General features: G+C 70.1%; 12 protein-coding genes. 8 read left to right on the forward strand and 4 right to left on the reverse strand.

The features are described 5' to 3' along the window. Positions 1–369: 369 nt before the first annotated feature. Complete coding sequence (locus ACYVLQ_RS26375) at positions 370–2,481, forward strand: VWA domain-containing protein (protein ID WP_460700215.1); 2,112 nt, start codon at positions 370–372, stop codon at positions 2,479–2,481. A 185-nt stretch (positions 2,482–2,666) separates the two neighbouring features. Here the strand turns inward: ACYVLQ_RS26375 and ACYVLQ_RS26380 are convergent, their stop codons facing one another. After that, entirely contained in the window at positions 2,667–3,512 is an 846-nt protein-coding gene (locus ACYVLQ_RS26380) for an NAD-dependent protein deacetylase (protein ID WP_460700216.1), read from the reverse strand. A gap of 90 nt (positions 3,513–3,602) precedes the next feature. Here ACYVLQ_RS26380 and cobO point away from each other — a divergent pair, with 90 nt between their 5' ends. The 3 genes from cobO to ACYVLQ_RS26395 all read left to right on the forward strand — a co-directional run bounded on the left by cobO (position 3,603) and on the right by ACYVLQ_RS26395 (position 6,270). Beyond that, on the forward strand, positions 3,603–4,217 hold the full coding sequence (cobO, locus tag ACYVLQ_RS26385; protein ID WP_460700217.1) for a cob(I)yrinic acid a,c-diamide adenosyltransferase: 615 nt from the start codon (positions 3,603–3,605) through the stop codon (positions 4,215–4,217). A 145-nt stretch (positions 4,218–4,362) separates the two neighbouring features. Beyond that, positions 4,363–5,832: a cobyrinate a,c-diamide synthase gene (locus tag ACYVLQ_RS26390; RefSeq protein ID WP_460700218.1), complete on the forward strand. Its 1,470-nt coding sequence runs from the start codon at positions 4,363–4,365 to the stop codon at positions 5,830–5,832. Between the two features lie 99 nt (positions 5,833–5,931). Next, positions 5,932–6,270, forward strand: coding sequence for a cobalamin biosynthesis protein (locus ACYVLQ_RS26395; protein ID WP_460700348.1), 339 nt, complete (start codon positions 5,932–5,934; stop codon positions 6,268–6,270). An 89-nt stretch (positions 6,271–6,359) separates the two neighbouring features. On the opposite strand, the gene ACYVLQ_RS26400 is transcribed toward ACYVLQ_RS26395, so the two are convergent. After that, positions 6,360–6,767, reverse strand: coding sequence for an ester cyclase (locus tag ACYVLQ_RS26400; protein WP_460700219.1), 408 nt, complete (start codon positions 6,765–6,767; stop codon positions 6,360–6,362). A gap of 92 nt (positions 6,768–6,859) precedes the next feature. Between ACYVLQ_RS26400 and ACYVLQ_RS26405 the strand changes: the two genes are divergently transcribed. Next, the gene (locus ACYVLQ_RS26405; protein WP_460700220.1) at positions 6,860–7,474 is read left to right on the forward strand and encodes a TetR/AcrR family transcriptional regulator; all 615 of its coding nucleotides are present in this window, start codon (positions 6,860–6,862) and stop codon (positions 7,472–7,474) included. A gap of 185 nt (positions 7,475–7,659) precedes the next feature. Continuing rightward, positions 7,660–7,881: a hypothetical protein gene (locus ACYVLQ_RS26410; protein WP_460700221.1), complete on the forward strand. Its 222-nt coding sequence runs from the start codon at positions 7,660–7,662 to the stop codon at positions 7,879–7,881. 10 nt (positions 7,882–7,891) lie between these two features. Here ACYVLQ_RS26410 and ACYVLQ_RS26415 read toward each other — a convergent pair whose 3' ends face one another. Beyond that, entirely contained in the window at positions 7,892–8,989 is a 1,098-nt protein-coding gene (locus ACYVLQ_RS26415; protein ID WP_460700222.1) for a hypothetical protein, read from the reverse strand. 23 nt (positions 8,990–9,012) lie between these two features. Then, entirely contained in the window at positions 9,013–10,149 is a 1,137-nt protein-coding gene (locus ACYVLQ_RS26420; RefSeq protein ID WP_460700223.1) for a phosphotransferase family protein, read from the reverse strand. A gap of 442 nt (positions 10,150–10,591) precedes the next feature. Between ACYVLQ_RS26420 and ACYVLQ_RS26425 the strand changes: the two genes are divergently transcribed. Further along, on the forward strand, positions 10,592–11,935 hold the full coding sequence (locus ACYVLQ_RS26425) for a DoxX family protein (RefSeq protein ID WP_460700224.1): 1,344 nt from the start codon (positions 10,592–10,594) through the stop codon (positions 11,933–11,935). 76 nt (positions 11,936–12,011) lie between these two features. Further along, positions 12,012–12,419, forward strand: a complete 408-nt coding sequence (locus ACYVLQ_RS26430; protein WP_460700225.1) for a PPOX class F420-dependent oxidoreductase — start codon at positions 12,012–12,014, stop codon at positions 12,417–12,419. Positions 12,420–12,452 lie beyond the last annotated feature (33 nt).

Here is a 12,452-nt window from a genome sequence, read left to right on the forward strand (position 1 = left end):
CGGTGCACAGTGGGTCGGGCCGTTGCAATACTGGATTCGATGGGCGTCGACGCTGATCACCAGCGCCGCGCCGCAGCACGGTTGCGGCATATCTATTGGGTCGGCGGGGGAAGCGGTGCGGGCAAGTCGACCGTCGCCCGGCATATCGCGGCCCGATACGGCCTGCGCATGTACTCGACCGACGACGCCATGGCCGACCATGTCCAGGGCGGAGGGGCGAGGCTGGTGATTACCCGGATCCTGGTTGCCAGCTGCCCGGCCCGCGTGTGCTCCAACTTTCGACAGCGGTGTTGCGAAGAGTTGTGTGAGTGCGGTTGTTCACAGGAGGGCGGCGCGGGGCCACGGCGGTGACGCGCCTAGAGTTGGGGCGTGCCCGAATCCCGAACCACTGTGGCTGCGCGAACCGATACGACCACGTCAGCGCGTGACGAGGCCGGATTTCCGTTCTCGGCGGTGGTGGGGCAGGAGCGGCTGCAGCTGGCGTTGATCCTGTGCGCGGTGCATCCGGGGATCGGCGGCGTGCTGGTGCGCGGCGAGAAGGGGACCGCGAAATCGACCGTGGTGCGGGCGCTGGCGCAGCTGCTGCCGCCGGTCGTGGACGAGCGCGGGGAGCGCCCCGCGCGGCTGGTGGAGCTGCCGGTCGGCGCGACCGAGGACCGGGTGGTCGGATCGCTGGATCTGGAGCGGGTGCTGCGGGACGGCGAGCAGGCGTTCCGGCCCGGCCTGCTGGCGGCCGCCCATCACGGGGTGCTCTACGTCGACGAGGTGAACCTGCTGCACGACCACCTGGTGGACGTGCTGCTCGATGCCGCGGCCATGGGCCGCGTACATATCGAGCGCGACGGGGTGTCGCATTCGCATCCGGCGCGATTCGTCCTGGTCGGCACCATGAATCCGGAGGAGGGTGAATTGCGTCCGCAGCTGCTGGACCGGTTCGGCCTGACCGTCGACGTGGCGGCGTCCCGGGACGTGGACGTGCGGATGGCGGTGGTGCGCCGCCGCCTCGACTACGAGGCCGACCCGGCGGGATTCGCCGCCCGCTACTCCGGCGTCGACCGGGAGGTGGCCGAGCGGATTCTCGGCGCGCGGGGCCGGCTCGGCGAGGTCGCGCTCGACGATGTGGAGCTGCGCCGGATCGCGGCGCTGTGCGCTGCCTTCGACGTCGACGGCATGCGGGCGGATCTGGTCGTGGCCCGCACCGCGACCGCGCACGCGGCCTGGCGTGGAAGCGACCGCGTGACAGCCGAAGACGTCCGCGTCGCCGCGGAACTGGCGCTGCCGCACCGGCGTCGGCGCGATCCGTTCGACGAGCCGGGCATCAGCGAGGACCAGTTGGACGAGGCCATGCGGCAGGCGGGCGAGCAGGCCGGGCAATCCGAAACCGAATCGGGCACAAGCGAAGCGGAACCCGGAGACGGTGGCCCCGATCGCCCCGATAACACCGATGGTCCCGACAACGGGCCGAGCGGTGCCGACAACAGGCCCGACGATGCCGAAGACGGGTCGGGCGGTGCTGACAACAGGCCCGACGATGCCGACAATGAGCCGGGCGGTGCTGATGGCGGCGGGCCGGATGATCCCGACAACGGGCCGGAGGATCCGGGCGGCGGGCCCGATTCGCCCGAGGGCGGGCCGGGTGGAGGCGCTCGTGAGGGTAGGGCCGCGACTCCGGTGAATTCCGGTGCGCGCCCGCCGCATTGGGAAATTCCGGGTCTAGGGGAGGGCGCACCGGGTCGCCGCTCGCGGGCGCGTTCCAGGCACGGGCGGGTCGTGCGCTCGACCTCCGACACCTCGGCCGGGCTGCATCTGCTGGGCACCCTCTTCGCCGCCGCCCCGCATCAGCGTGCGCGCGGCCGGTCCGCAGGGCCGCTCGCCCTGCGGGTCGGCGATCTGCGCGGCGCGTATCGCGAAGGGCGCGAAGGCAATCTGGTGGTATTCGTGGTGGACGCGTCCGGGTCGATGGCGGCCCGCGACCGGCTGTCCGCCGTCACCGGCGCGGTCGTGGCGCTACTGCGCGACGCCTACCAGCGCCGGGACAAGGTCGCCGTGATCACCATGCGCGGCGCCGAGGCCGACTTGGTGCTGCCCCCGACCTCTTCGGTCGACATCGCGGTGCGGCGCCTGGCCGACCTGCGGACCGGAGGCAAGACGCCTCTCGCGAACGGGCTGGTGCGCGCCCGCGAGATCGTCCGGCGCGAGCGCGTGCGGGACCCGCGGCGGCGCGCGATGCTCGTGTTGCTCACCGACGGCCGCGCCACCGGCGGGGTCGACCCGGTGCCGCGCGCCCGGACCGCGGCCCGCAGACTGGCCGGAGACGGCGTCGGCGGCGTGGTGGTCGATTGCGAGCGCGGCATGGTCCGCCTGGGCCTCGCAGCGGACCTGGCCCGGGACCTCCGGGCGACATACCTCCAATTGTCCGAGCTCACAGGCGATTCCGTCGCCGGAGCGGTGCGTGCGGCAGGTACTTCGCGGGTTGCGTGAACCGGCAGCGAACTGCTCGGTCTCGCACTTTCACCGACTGCGGCCGCCCGCCACTACGATTCGATGAGATCCTGCTCATTGCTCGTGCGGACGAGTGTCACGCCCGATCGTAGAGCCGGTGCGCGTCGTGCTCACGGTTTCGCTCGGATCCGCACATGTCGAAATGTCATGGTGGAGTGGAGATTTCAGGCGTAGCGGTCGGCCAGGGCCGACAGTGCGGGGGAGCAGCCCGTGTCGAGGGTGAGGGCGGCGAGGTCGTCGCCGCGGGTGGGGCCGCGGTTGACGATGATTACCGGGCGGCCCGTTTTGGCGGCGTGGCGGACGAATCGGAGGCCGGACATGACCGTCAGGGACGAGCCCGCGACCAGGAGCGTGTCCGCCTGGTCGACGAGTTCGAAGGCGACCGCGACGCGGTCCTTGGGCACGTTCTCGCCGAAGTAGACGATGTCGGGTTTCAACATGCCGCCGCAGTGGGCGCAGTCGACCGTCCGGAAGTGTCGGGTGTCGGCGACCACCGCGTCGGCGTCGGGAGCCACCTCGAGTCCGCTGGCGCTCGCTGTTTCGGCGAAGCCCGGGTTGGCGGCCTCGAGCCGTTCGGCCAGGGTCATCCGCGAGATCAGGGCCGCGCACCGCAGGCAGCGCACGCGCGCGTAGGCGCCGTGCAGGTCGAGCACGCGGCGGCTGCCCGCCTTGGTGTGCAGCAGGTCGACATTCTGGGTGATCACGCCGGTGACGAGGCCGCCGCGCTCGAGGCGGGCCAGCGCCCGGTGCCCGGGATTGGGCCGCGCGGCGTCCATGCGTCGCCAGCCGACGTGATTGCGCGCCCAATATCGTTGCCGGAACACCGGATCGCCGACGAACTGCTGATAGGTCATCGGGGTGCGGGGCGGTGAGCCAGGCCCGCGGTAGTCCGGAATGCCGCTGTCGGTGGAGATTCCGGCACCGGTCAGTACGGCGACGCGGCGGTCGGTGATCAGCTCGTGCAGCCGGTCCAGTTCGAGACCGGCGCGGGCGGGCAGGGTGTCCGGCATAGGTCCAGGGTACGGGCGGGCCCGCGGATCGGTGCTGGTCCGGGTATGGCACCGTGGAGCGGCAGCGCAGGTGCGAGAAGGAGCGAATCAATGCCCAAGGGTGTGCCGGAGACGATTCCCGACGACGGGTTGACCACGCGGCAGCGGCGCAATCAGCCGGTGCTCGCCGTGCACACCGGGGCGGGCAAGGGGAAGTCGACGGCGGCGTTCGGGATGGCGCTGCGGGCCTGGAACCAGGGCTTCGACCTCGCGGTGTTCCAGTTCGTCAAGAGCGCCAAGTGGAAGGTCGGCGAGGAGGCCGCCTTCCGCGCGCTCGGGCGTCTGCACGAGGAGACCGAGATCGGCGGGGCGGTCGAGTGGCACAAGATGGGCGAGGGCTGGTCGTGGGTGCGCAAGCCCGGTTCCGAGGAGGATCATGCCGCCGCGGCGCTGGCCGGGTGGCAGGAGATCGCCCGCCGCTTGGCCGCCGAACAGCACCGCTTCTACGTGCTCGACGAGTTCACCTACCCGCTGAAGTGGGGCTGGGTGGACGTGGCCGAGGTGGTCGAGACGCTCCGGACCCGCCCCGGCAATCAGCACGTGGTGATCACGGGCCGCGACGCCCCCGCCGCCCTCGTCGACGCCGCCGATCTGGTCACCGACATGAGCAAGGTCAAGCACCCGATGGATGCGGGCCGCAAGGGTCAGCGGGGCATCGAGTGGTGAGTTCCGCTCGGGGATCTGTGTTGCCCCACCTTTTGTCTCTCCGGCACGCTTGTGGCCGGGATCCACTGCCGCCGAGACGTGAATCCCGGCCGAAAGCATGCCGGGACAGCGGTAGTCGGGCAGCCCGGACGCCCGGAGACCAGCGGTGAATACCCCCGCGGTGGTGATCGCGGCGCCCGCGTCGGGAAGCGGGAAGACCACTCTCGCAACGGGTTTGATCGGGGCGCTGCGGCGGGTCGGGCATCGGGTGGCGCCGTTCAAGGTGGGACCCGATTATATCGATCCGGGCTATCACGGGCTGGCGGCGGGGCGGCCGGGTCGAAATCTGGATCCGGTGCTCGTCGGCGCCGAACTCGTGGTGCCGCTGTATCGGCACGGCACCCTGGGGTGCGATATCGCGGTGGTCGAGGGCGTGATGGGGCTGTTCGACGGCCGCATCGACGACAGCCGGACCGCCGTCGTCGCGGAGGGCTCGACCGCGCAGGTCGCCGGGCTGCTCCGCGCGCCGGTGGTCCTGGCGGTCGACGCGCGCGGGCACAGCCAGAGCCTGGCCGCGCTGCTGCACGGTTTCGCCACTTTCGACAGCGGGATCCGGCTCGGGGGCGTGATTCTCAACCGGGTCGGCAGCGAGCGTCACGAACAGGTACTGCGCGCCGCCTGTGACCGGGTGGGCCTGCCGGTGCTCGGCGCCTTGCCCCGCATGGCCGAATTGGCCGTCCCGTCAAGGCATCTGGGGCTGATCCCGGCGGTGGAACACGGTGGCGCGGCCCAGGCGGCGGTCGAGACGATGATCGAACTCGTCGCGGCGCACGTGGATCTGCCGGAGATCGCGAGGCTGGCGGCGGTGCGGGTCGATGGCCCGGCGTGGGATCCGGTCGATGCGGTAGCAGGGGTGGTGTGCGCGTCCGCGGAGTCGTCGCACGTGATTTCCGGGACGGTGCCCGGTGCGGCGCGGGCGACGGGTTCCACGGCCCGTCCCGATACCGGCGAGATTGTGATCGCGGTCGCCGGTGGGGCAGCATTCACCTTCGGCTACGCCGAGCATCGGGAACTGCTGGAAGCGGCCGGGGCGACAGTCGTCCCCTTCGACCCGCTGCGTGACGAATTACCCCGGGGCACAGCGGGTCTGGTGCTTCCGGGCGGCTTTCCGGAAGAACATGCCGCCGAACTGGCCACCAACCGCCCGCTGCTGACCGCTGTGAAGGAGGCGGTGCGGCGCGGCATGCCCGTGCACGCCGAATGCGCCGGGCTGCTGTACCTGGCCCGCTCGCTCGACGGCCACCGCATGGCCGGGGTCGTGGACGTGGCGGCCGAATTCGGCCCCCGGCTGACCCTGGGATACCGGGATGCCGTGGCGCTGGCCGATTCTCCGCTCTGGCGGGCGGGCGAGCGGGTACGCGGCCACGAGTTCCATCGCACCCACCTGGTCGGCGCGGACACACAGGCCCCCGCGTGGGGCTGGCGATCCCCGGACGGCCGCCCGACCCGCGAGGGCGCCCTGATCCACCGCGCACACGCCTCCTACCTCCACACCCACCCAGCAGGAAACCCCACGGCCACAGCAAGATTCGTCAAGGCAGCAACCGCTTACGCAATCGAACGCCCCAGTGCCTGACCTGCGCGGCCCAGGGGCCGCGCGGCGGGAAACGCACGTGGCCGGGCACGGTGAGGAGGGTGGGTGGTGATCGGGGTTGGGGGAGAATTTGTGGTGGGGGTGGGGTTTCGGTCGTTCGTGGTGGGTGCGGATATTGTTGGGGCTGTTCGGGACATTGTGGGGGACAAGGTGATTCGGTGTTTGGCAACCGTGGACCGGCGGGCTGGCGATGCGGGGTTGGTCGAGGCGGCAGGCGAACTCGGGGTGCCTGTTGTGTCGTTCGGGGCGGAGGAGTTGGCGCGGGTCGAGGTGCCGAATCCGCGGGCGCGTACCGCCGCCGCAATCGGTGCGCCCAGCGTGGCCGAGGCGGCGGCGGTGCTGGCGGCGGGCGGGGACCTCGTCGTCCCGAAGCAGGTGCGATCGGGCCTCACGGTCGCGGTCGCCCGCTGCCAACGGTAGGTCCGGTCGGCGGTTGAGCCCGGCGCACTGTCGCGGTTGCCCGCGGTAGGTCCGCGGGCGGTGGCCGGGTTGCTTGCCGACTGTGGTGGTCAGTCGGCCTGGAGTTGGCGGAGTAGGCCGAGTCGGTCTATGACGGCGTGGCGTTCGCTGATGCGGTCGCCGACGAAACGGAAGAGGGCGAAGGCCTCCATGCTGATCTTGCGGCCGGTGGGCGGGATGCCCATGAGCTCGCCGGTGTGGGTGGCGTGCATCCGCCAGCGCACCATCACCCCGTCGTCCTCGCCCACGATGTCGAGGATGTCGAAGGTGGGATCGGTGTAGGCGGCGTGGATCGCGCGCACCGCATCCTTGAAACCCTGTGCGCCGACGGCGTTCTGGTGATCGCCCTCGGTGGTGACGAAGTCGTCGGTGAACAGCTCGTCGGCGATGTCGGCATTGCCCGTCTCCAGGTTCTTGTAGAGGCGGCGGATGGTGTCCTTGTGTGACTGCGTGGTCATGATCGGCCCTTCGGCGATACGCTAATTACTGAGTGGTGACTCAGTAATTTAACCTCTTTACTGAGCGATCGCGCAATAAGAAGGGAGCATCCGTGGCGGTGTCGCGACGAGGCCGACCGTCCACCGGGGTCCGAGAGGCGGTGCTGCGGGCGACCGAGGAGACGTTGGCGGAGGCGGGAATGGCGTTGTCCACCAAGGAGATCGCGCGCCGAGCCGGCGTCGCCGAGTCGAGCATCTTCTACCACTTCGGCGACCGGCTCGGTCTGCTGCAGGCGGTGGTCGGTCAGCATCTGCCGGACTTCGCGGACGCCGCGGTCGTGCTGGGGCGCCGCACCCCGAACCAGGATCTACGCGCGGCCCTGGCCGCGCTGCTGACCGGCGTGGAGCGCTTCTACCTGGGCATCATGCCGATTCTCGGCGCCCTGCAGTCCGATCGGCAGCTGCGGGAACTGCTGGCGCACAGGAACGGCGAGATCGGCCCGCACCTGGCGTTGCGCTCGGTCGCGGAGGTGCTGCGCGCCGAACAGCGGGCCGGGCTGGTGAATGCCGGGCTAGATCCGGCGGCAGGCGCGGTGCTGCTCGTCGGCGCCGCGCATCAGCGGGCGCTGCACCGCTATCTGCTCGGCGATATCGCCGAACAGTTTCTGCCGCCGGTCGATTCCGTCGCCGAAGGGCTGCTTCCGGCCTTCCGGCCCGGAGCCGTGTGAGCGGTGCGTCCGCGCCGGAGCCGAGAACGAAGGCGCTCGATCAGCGCCAGGAGTTCAGGACCCGGTCGACGACGGGACGAATCTCGGCACGGGCGTCGCCGCGAGGGACACCCTCCATCAGGAGCCCACCGAAGGGCGGACGCGCGTCGCCCGGAGGTAGCGCCGCCCTCGCCCGGATCAGCCGGATGTCGGCCCTCATCGACACCGGTCAGCGCCGGATAGAGCTGGCGCCCGGAGAACCCTACGGGGCCTTGACCTTCGAATGCCCCGTGCCCGACCGGATGGTGCTGGAGGGCACCCTGCGAGACCAGCCGGTCCGCCTCCTGGCACAGCGCCTCGACGAGACGGCGTTCACGCTGCCCAGCCGCGGATTCCACTGGGTGCAGGAGTTCCCGTACAACCGATGAGCCGAATCCGCTACGGCGCCACCGCCGTCCAGTCCGCGAAGCCGGTGGGGTCGTGGCGGCCCAGGCTGGCGTGCTCGAACAGGCCCCAGCCCTCGGCGCCGTTGCATCGGGCCTGCGCGACGTGGTCGATGACGCCCCACGGGATGCGGCCCGCGACGGCCGGATCCGTGAGATCGTAAGCGACACTGGACGACCAGTCCGCGCCCTTCCACTGACCGTGCCCCCAGTCCGGGTCGCCGCCGTAGCCGCAGCCGATGTGCAGCGCCATGAACGTGTGCGGCGTGATCTCCACCTCGAGCGGCGTGCCGTCGGGCGTCGTCAGATCCAGCCGCGCGGCGACGGGAATTCTTGTGCCGGACCGGTATTCGATACGCACGCGGGGCCAGCCGAGCTGCTCCACCCGGCCGCTCGGCCACACCCGCACGGCATCGTTGAGGGTGCGGAAGCCGTCCGGGTTCTCCTGCATGATCACCACGATGGCGAAGTCGTCGAAGCGCAGCGGCACGTACATCCACCAGAACCCGCCCGGCCCTTCGGCATTGGCGCGGCCCGCCGGTTCGGTCTCGCCGACGGGCCGGATGCCCCAGGAGCGGTCGCGGGTACCCGTCCACATCCGCGGGTCGACGGTGATGTCGGTCCCGCCCAGGCTCAGCGTGCCCGACCACGAACCGACCTGGGCGAACCGGGACGCGTCGATGATCGGCCGGTTGCCCGCGAGGATCAGGTGCGGCTGCTCCTGCACCGCCGGGAACGCACCTGTCCAGGTGAGGTCGAAGCCGAGATCGTCGTGCTCGCAGACGATCCGGATGCGCTGCAGCGGCTCGAGTACCTCGATCCGGTAGCCGCCGACCCGCTGCCGCAGCCCGCGCTCGCCCAGTGCGTCGGAGAACCGCACCGCGCGCTGCGTGTCGCCGCGCCGGACGGCGGCGTAGGCGTCGACGACTCCCAGATTCGGGTACACGCCCATGCCGGTGATCAGCAGGGTGCCCCCGTCGCGATCGTGGGCGTTGAAGTAGCTGCGGTCGTAGAAGTTCCGGTCGCCGCTGCTGGCGCGGGCGAACGACAGCGGAGTCTGGTGGATGGGGTATTCGTCCAAGGGGACGGGCATGATCGATCCTGTTCGTCGCGGGGTCAGTCCCAGTCGTAGGTACCGGCGAGCAGGGCCTCGAGGCTGGGCCGGTGCATGACGTAGTCGTCGCGGTCGGCGGTGTCGGTGTCCTCGCCGAAATGGATCATCCGGCGCTTCACGCGCGCCATCACGATGCCGTGCCGCAGGGCGGCGTAGACCAGATACCAATCCAGATCGCGCACGGTGTATCCGGTGAGCAGTTGGTAGTGGTCCACCACATCGTCGCGGCGCAGGTAGTCCGGAAGGCCGGGCTGGTCGAATCGGGTGGCGATGTCCTGGAAGAAGCGGTGGATGAAGATGATCCACGCGATGTCGAGCTCGCGCGGGCCCAGTGCCGCCATCTCCCAGTCCAGTACGGCGGCGGGCTCGAAGCCCCGGTAGATCACATTGCCGGGCCGCGCGTCACCCCAGCTCAGCACGTCCGGGCCCGGATCGGCGGGCCAGTGCTCCTCCAGCCACTCGAAGGCCCGCTCCAGCAGCGGTATCCGGTAGCCGTCGGCGGCCAGCGCCCACCGGTACCAGGCCTTCTGGGCCTCGACGTGGCGGCGCAGCGGCGAACCCGCACCGTCGAGCATCGGGAACTTCGCGACCGGATCGGGGAGGGCGTGGATCCTGGCGATGACGTCGACGGTGTTGCGGGTGAGCCGCAGTCGCTCCTCGGCGGTGGCGTCGAACAGCCAGCCGACGAACACATAGGGCGGATTGTCCTCGGGGATCCGCCCTTCCACCCGGCGCATCACGAAAAACGGTGTGCCCAGCACGGATTCGTCGGTCTCCAGCCAGCACAGCGGCGGCACCGGCACGTCGGTGTGCTCGGCCACCCCCGCCATCACCGAGTACTGGGTCTCGAGGTCGTAGGTCTCGAATACCGGGAACGATCCGGCCTCGGGTGCCATGCGCGCCACATAGGAGCCACCGTCGCGCCGGCCGTCGACCTGCCATTCGGCGTCGAACAGCACCGAGGAACTCGACATGCCACCGGCCTGCGGGCGGGTCAGGTTGGTGATCTTCGGCGGGCCGTCGCAGTCCAGGCGGGCGGCCAGCCAGCGGATGAGCCGCTCGGCGAGGTCGTCCAGATCGCGGGCGCTGGTGGTCAGCTGCCGGCGCTGTCCGGGATCGGGTTCGGAATCGGCCGACATGACCTGACCTCCTGGGCGTATGGAAATGCTTGCGCGCCAATCTGTTCCGTGGCGCAGGGCACGGGCCGCGGCGCGCGGTGAGTGAAATGTAACGCGTTCTACCCAGTGTGGGGGCCGAATCCGGCGGCGAATTCCCCCAGTTCCGGTCACCGGGACCGCGGATTGCCCTACCGGTGGGTGACGTCGACCCCTACCGGAGTACGGGACGGCGCCCCGCCTTCCGCGGTATCCGCGCGCGACAAATCGGTCCGCAGCGGGAGGTGCGGTTCGGCTCCACGTTCGTAGTGTCGGCAGTCGTGAGCGAAGAGGTCCGCGGACCGCGATAGTGGATCAGCCCTGCGACGTAGCGCGGGATCGGGGTACGACTCAGGGCCTTCCCGGAAGCGGCCTACGACATTCGCTCCGTAACTTCGGAATGCAAACTTCATGGAAGGGGACAAGCGTGGGCGCAGTCGCAACGGCAACCACACCGCCGGCGGCGCAGCCGGAGATCGAGGAGCCGGGTCCGGCAGCCTGGAATCCGGTGACCCGGGTCGTGTTCCGGTTCTCCTTCTTGTACTTCGGCCTGTTCTGCCTGCTGTATCCGCAGCCGGTCACCGCGTACCTCGGCTGGTTCCACTCGACACTGCCCCGCGACGTGGTGCTGTGGCAGGTGCGGATCCTCGAGCCCGTCTACGCCTGGGTGGGTCGCACGGTCTTCGGCGCCGACGTCGAACTGCGCTTCAACGGCAGTGGTGACCAGGGCGTGCTGTGGGTGCTGGTGTTCTGCGTGCTGGTGCTCGCGGTGGCCGGGTCGATGCTGTGGACGCTGCTCGACCGGCGCCGTACGCATTATCGGGCGCTGGCCGGGTGGTTCCTGCTGTTCATCCGGCTGTGCGTGGCCGGGCAGATGCTGAACTACGGCTTCGGGAAGCTGATTCCGTCCCAGATGCCGGAACCGGCGCTGACGACCCTGCTGGAGCCGTTCGGCAACCTCATCCCGTTCGAGGTGCTGTGGAATCAGGTCGGGACATCGCCGCCGTACGAGATGCTGCTCGGCGCCGCGGAGGTGGTGGCGGCGATCCTGCTGTTCATCCCGCGCACCGCCCTGGCGGGCGCCATGCTGGCCCTGATCAGCACGGCGCAGATCTTCGTGCTGAACATGACCTTCGGCGTGCCGGTGAAGATCCTGGCCGGGCACCTGTTGCTGATGTCGCTGGTACTGCTGGCGCCCGAGGCGCGGCGCCTGGCCGACGTCCTGGTGTTCAACCGGACCGCGGGACCGTCGACGACGCCGTACCCCTTCCACACACCGCGCTCGCGCCTGATCGCGGGCTTGGTGCAGGTCGCCCTCGGCATCTGGGTGGCCGTGGAGATGATCCACGTCGGCTGGGGCTTCTGGAAGGAGGGCGGCCCGGACCGTCCGAAGCCGCCGCTGTACGGCATCTGGTCGGTGTCCGAGTTCGTCCGGGACGGACAGGCGGTGCCGCCGCTGCTCACCGACGAAACACGCTGGCGCACGGTCGTGTTCGACTTCCCAGGGCAGGTGTCCTACCAGCGGATGGGCGGCGAGCTGGTGACCGTCCCCGGCACTGTCGACGCCGCCACCCGCCGGATCGAACTGACCGACGGCCGCGCGCCGACGGCCGCGCTGACCTTCGAGCAGCCCGCGCCCGACGCGGCGACGCTGACCGGCGAACTCGACGGCCACTCGGTGACGATGACGCTGCGGCGAGTGGATCCGGACAGTTTGCCCTTGCGCAGCACAGGATTCCACTGGGTACAGGACTACGAGCCCACCGGATAGATGCCACGGGCGGCCCAGGCTTTGGTCGGCGATGGGGTACGGAATACTCACGGCGCGTATCGGGTTCGCACCTGAGGTGACAGTCGAGTTTTCCGATGACCTGAAGAAGTACTTGGACAGCGCCAAGGTCTTCGCGACCATGGCCACCGTCGGCCGGGACGGCCAGCCGCACCTCACCGTCAACTGGGTCGAACGCGACGGTGACGAACTGCTGTACTCCACCACCGTCTCCCGGCAGCAGTACAAGAACCTGGTCCGTGACCCGCGGATCTCCGTGATGATCAATCCGCCCGACGCGCCCTACACCTACGCGCAGATCCGCGGGACCGTGACCCTCACGCCGGACCCGGACAAGGAGTTGCCGAATCGCCTCGCGTTGAAATACACCGGCAAGAGCTACGCCGACTTCAACCCGGCTTCGGCGAACGATGCCGAGCGAGTCATCGTCCGCATCACCCCCACCAAGGTGCTGGGGCGACTGTAGCGTCAGCGCCTCCCGGCGACTCCGGCCGATCGC

It is taken from the genome of Nocardia thraciensis (genome assembly GCF_054782435.1).

Bases quoted from the DNA above. Each gene is read 5' to 3' on its own strand.
- ACYVLQ_RS26380 (WP_460700216.1), bottom strand. From the start codon at position 3,512: ATGCCGGACACCCTGCCCGCCCGCGCCGGTCTCGAACTGGACCGGCTG.
- cobO (WP_460700217.1), top strand. From the start codon at position 3,603: ATGCCCAAGGGTGTGCCGGAGACGATTCCCGACGACGGGTTGACCACG.
- ACYVLQ_RS26400 (WP_460700219.1), bottom strand. From the start codon at position 6,767: ATGACCACGCAGTCACACAAGGACACCATCCGCCGCCTCTACAAGAAC.
- ACYVLQ_RS26410 (WP_460700221.1), top strand. From the start codon at position 7,660: ATGTCGGCCCTCATCGACACCGGTCAGCGCCGGATAGAGCTGGCGCCC.
- ACYVLQ_RS26415 (WP_460700222.1), bottom strand. From the start codon at position 8,989: ATGCCCGTCCCCTTGGACGAATACCCCATCCACCAGACTCCGCTGTCG.
- ACYVLQ_RS26420 (WP_460700223.1), bottom strand. From the start codon at position 10,149: ATGTCGGCCGATTCCGAACCCGATCCCGGACAGCGCCGGCAGCTGACC.